The sequence below is a fragment of the Mycobacterium sp. TH-M82 genome (assembly GCF_057473605.1).
This window is the reverse complement of the sequence record NZ_JBYCKY010000063.1, coordinates 1-3,424: the sequence shown is the minus strand read 5'-3', so window position 1 is coordinate 3,424 and position 3,424 is coordinate 1. Positions and strand designations below refer to the sequence as shown.

Below are 3,424 nucleotides of genomic sequence, written 5' to 3'. Positions count from 1 at the left end.
CAAGCGAATTGCCGAATGTCGAATCGGTCAGCACCGAACGCCAATTGGCGCCGCCGACATAGCTGATCGGGCCGAGCAGATCCCACCGCTGCAGGCTGAGCCAGGCCACCACCAGCATCGGTAGCAGCAGGAACGCGACCACCCCGAACAGGCTCGGCGCCAGCAGCGCGTAGCCCACCGCGGTGGACCGGGCGCGTGTGCTAACCATGCAGTTATTAAAGCCGGTGACTACCGTGGAGCCGTGACATCCGACCGGGGGATCGACGAGGAATTTCTGGCCCTGCCGCGCCACGAGCTGGCCGACGCCGCCCTCGGCGCCGCTCGAATCGCCGGGGCCAGCCATGCCGACCTGCGGGTGCACCGGATCGCCACCGAGATCATCCAGCTGCGCGACGGCGAGATGGAGACCGCCGTCGTCAATCGCGAGCTCGGCCTGGCGGTGCGGGTGATCGTCGACGGCACCTGGGGATTCGCCTCCCACGCCGAGCTGGCACCCGGGGTTGCCGCCGACACCGCGCGGCGCGCCGTCGCCACGGCCCGGACCCTGGCGGCGCTCAATGCCGAACGCATAGAGCTGGCACCCGAACCGGTCTACGCGGACGCCACCTGGGTGTCGAGCTACCGGATCGACCCGTTCGACGTGCCCACCGCGGCCAAGATCGACGTCCTGGAGGACTACTCGGGCCGGCTGCTCTCCGCCGACGGTGTCCAGCATGCCGCGGCGGCGCTGACCGCGGTCAAAGAGCAAACCTTCTACGCCGACACCTTCGGATCCTCGATCACCCAGCAGCGGGTGCGCCTGATGGCGACCTGCGAGGCGGTCACCGTCGGCGCCGACGGCTTTGACACCATGCGCACGTGCGCGCCGCCCGCCGCCCGCGGCTGGGAGGCGCTCGCCGGCGACGACGTGTGGGACTGGTCGGCGGAGCTGGCGCAGATACCGGTGTGGCTGGCCGAGAAGGTCAAGGCGCCCAGCGTGACAGCCGGGCCGACCGACTTGGTGATCGACCCGACCAACCTGTGGCTGACCATCCACGAATCCATCGGGCACGCAACCGAATACGACCGTGCCATCGGCTACGAAGCCGCCTACGCCGGCACGTCGTTCGCCACCCCGGACAAGCTAGGCAGCCTGCGCTACGGTTCACCGGTGATGAACGTGACCGCCGATCGCACCGTCGAGCACGGGCTGGCCAGCATCGGCTACGACGACGAGGGGGTCGCCGCGCAGAGCTGGGATCTGGTGCGCGACGGCATCTTCGTTGGCTACCAGCTGGACCGGGTGTTCGCGCCAAGACTCGGCCGGGACCGCTCCAACGGCTGTTCGTATGCCGACTCGCCGCACCACGTCCCGATCCAGCGGATGGCCAACGTGAGCTTGCAGCCCAGCCCCGACGACACGAGCACCGCCGACCTGATCGCCCGGGTCGACGACGGCATCTACGTCGTCGGCGACAGATCCTGGTCAATCGACATGCAGCGCTACAACTTCCAGTTCACCGGCCAGCGGTTCTTCCGGATCCGCGGCGGCCGGCTGGACGGACAGCTGCGCGACGTGGCCTATCAGGCCACCACCACCGACTTCTGGAACGCGATGGAAGCCGTCGGCGGACAGCAGACGTGGCGGCTCGGCGGGGCGTTCAACTGCGGCAAGGCCCAGCCCGGCCAGGTGGCCGCGGTCAGCCACGGCTGCCCGTCGGCGCTGTTCCGCGGCGTCAATGTGCTCAACACCCGCTCCGAGGCTGGCCGATGATCCGCGCCAGCGACGATGCAGAGCGCAGCGATGAGGAGGAGCGGCGCCGATGATCCGCGCCGGCGACGATGCAGAGCGCAGCGATGAGGAGGAGCGGCGCCGATGATCCGCGCGCAGCAGGTGATCGACATCACGCTGGACGCCGCACGGCCCGGTGCCGCTGATGCGACCATCGTGCTGGTCACCGACCGCAGCGAGGCGTCGCTGCGGTGGGCAGGTAATTCGATGACCACCAACGGGGTGTCGACCAGCCGGGCGACCACCGTGATCTCGATGGTCTCGCCTGATGGCCAGACCCCGCAGGTCGGTGTGCTGCGTTCGGCGGAGGTGGACCCGGCGCTGATCGCGCACCTGGTGGCGGCGTCGGCGGAGGCCGCCGCCGACGCACCGGAGGCTCGCGACGCCGCACCGCTGCTGACCGGTACGGGCACCCCGGACGATTGGGACGCGCCGGTGCCCGGCACGGGAGCCGACGTATTCGGTGGGCTTGCGCAGTCGCTGAGCCGCGGCTTCTCCGGCACCGACCAGCTCTACGGCTTCGCCCACCACGAGGTGGCGACGACGTTCGTCGCATCCTCGACGGGCCTGCGCCGCCGCTACACCCAGCCAGGCGGATCGGTGGAGATCAACGCCAAACGCGGGTCCTCCAGTGCCTGGGCCGGCGTTGCGACACCGGATTTCGCCGACGTGCCAACCGATTCGCTGCTGGAGCAGCTGTCGACGCGGCTGAGCTGGGCGGCGCGCAGCGTCGAGTTGCCGGCTGGGCGCTACGAGACGCTGATGCCGCCGTCGACGGTGGCCGACATGATGATCTACCTGGGGTGGACGATGGCCGGCCGCGGCGCGCAGGAGGGCCGTACCGCGCTGTCGGCACCCGGCGGCGGCACCCGGGTGGGGGAGCGGCTGAGCGGACTGCCGCTGACCCTGTACTCCGATCCGTCGGCGCCCGGCCTGCAGTGCGCGCCGTTTGTCGCGGCCACCAGCTCCTCGGAGACGGTGTCGGTGTTCGACAACGGGATGGACATCGCCCGGGTGGACTGGATCCGCGACGGGGTGATCAACGCGCTGGCCTACCCGCGGGCCAGCGCCGCCGAATTCGGCGCACCGGTGGCGGTGGCCGCCGACAACCTGTTGATGACCGGCGGGCCGGACAATCCTGCCACGCTGGACGAGATGGTCGCGGCCACCGAGCACGGTCTGCTGCTGACCACGCTGTGGTACATCCGCGAGGTCGACCCGACCACGCTGCTGCTGACCGGGCTGACCCGCGATGGCGTATATGTGGTCGAGGACGGCGCGGTGACGGCGGCGGTGAACAACTTCCGGTTCAACGAAAGCCCGCTGGACTTGCTGCGGCGGGCCACCCAGGCCGGTGTGTCCGAGCCGACCCTGCCGCGGGAGTGGGCAGACTGGGTCACCCGGGCGGCGATGCCGTCGCTGCGGATCCCCGACTTTCACATGTCGTCGGTGAGCCAGGCGCAATAACAGTTCCGCCGCCCAGACGCTCAGGTGCTTCGGCCGCCGCCGTCTGGTCGGATGGTGATGACGGCGCAGTGGATTGGAGCGCCGGAGCGTTCGATGCGAGTGTCGCTGGTGAGTAGCGCGGTGGCGTGACGTTCGGCGCTGGCGACGTAGACGGCGTCGTGGTAGCGCAACGACGCCTGGGCCAGC

General features: G+C 70.0%; 2 protein-coding genes and 1 pseudogene. 2 read left to right on the top strand and 1 reads right to left on the bottom strand.

Annotated features, from left to right (window positions below):
* Positions 1–208: pseudogene (locus AC2VON_RS02015) on the bottom strand (sugar ABC transporter permease); the annotation flags it as partial.
* Positions 209–241: 33 nt separating this feature from the next.
* Between AC2VON_RS02015 and AC2VON_RS02010 the strand changes: the two are divergent.
* Both AC2VON_RS02010 and AC2VON_RS02005 read left to right on the top strand, forming a co-directional pair.
* Entirely contained in the window at positions 242–1,753 is a 1,512-nt protein-coding gene (locus AC2VON_RS02010) for a TldD/PmbA family protein (protein ID WP_486951440.1), read from the top strand.
* Between the two features lie 102 nt (positions 1,754–1,855).
* Entirely contained in the window at positions 1,856–3,238 is a 1,383-nt protein-coding gene (locus AC2VON_RS02005) for a metallopeptidase TldD-related protein (protein WP_486951439.1), read from the top strand.
* Positions 3,239–3,424 lie beyond the last annotated feature (186 nt).

What these genes read in the sequence shown, in the direction of transcription:
- AC2VON_RS02005 (WP_486951439.1), top strand. Translation starts at nt 1,856, where the DNA reads ATGATCCGCGCGCAGCAGGTGATCGACATCACGCTGGACGCCGCACGG.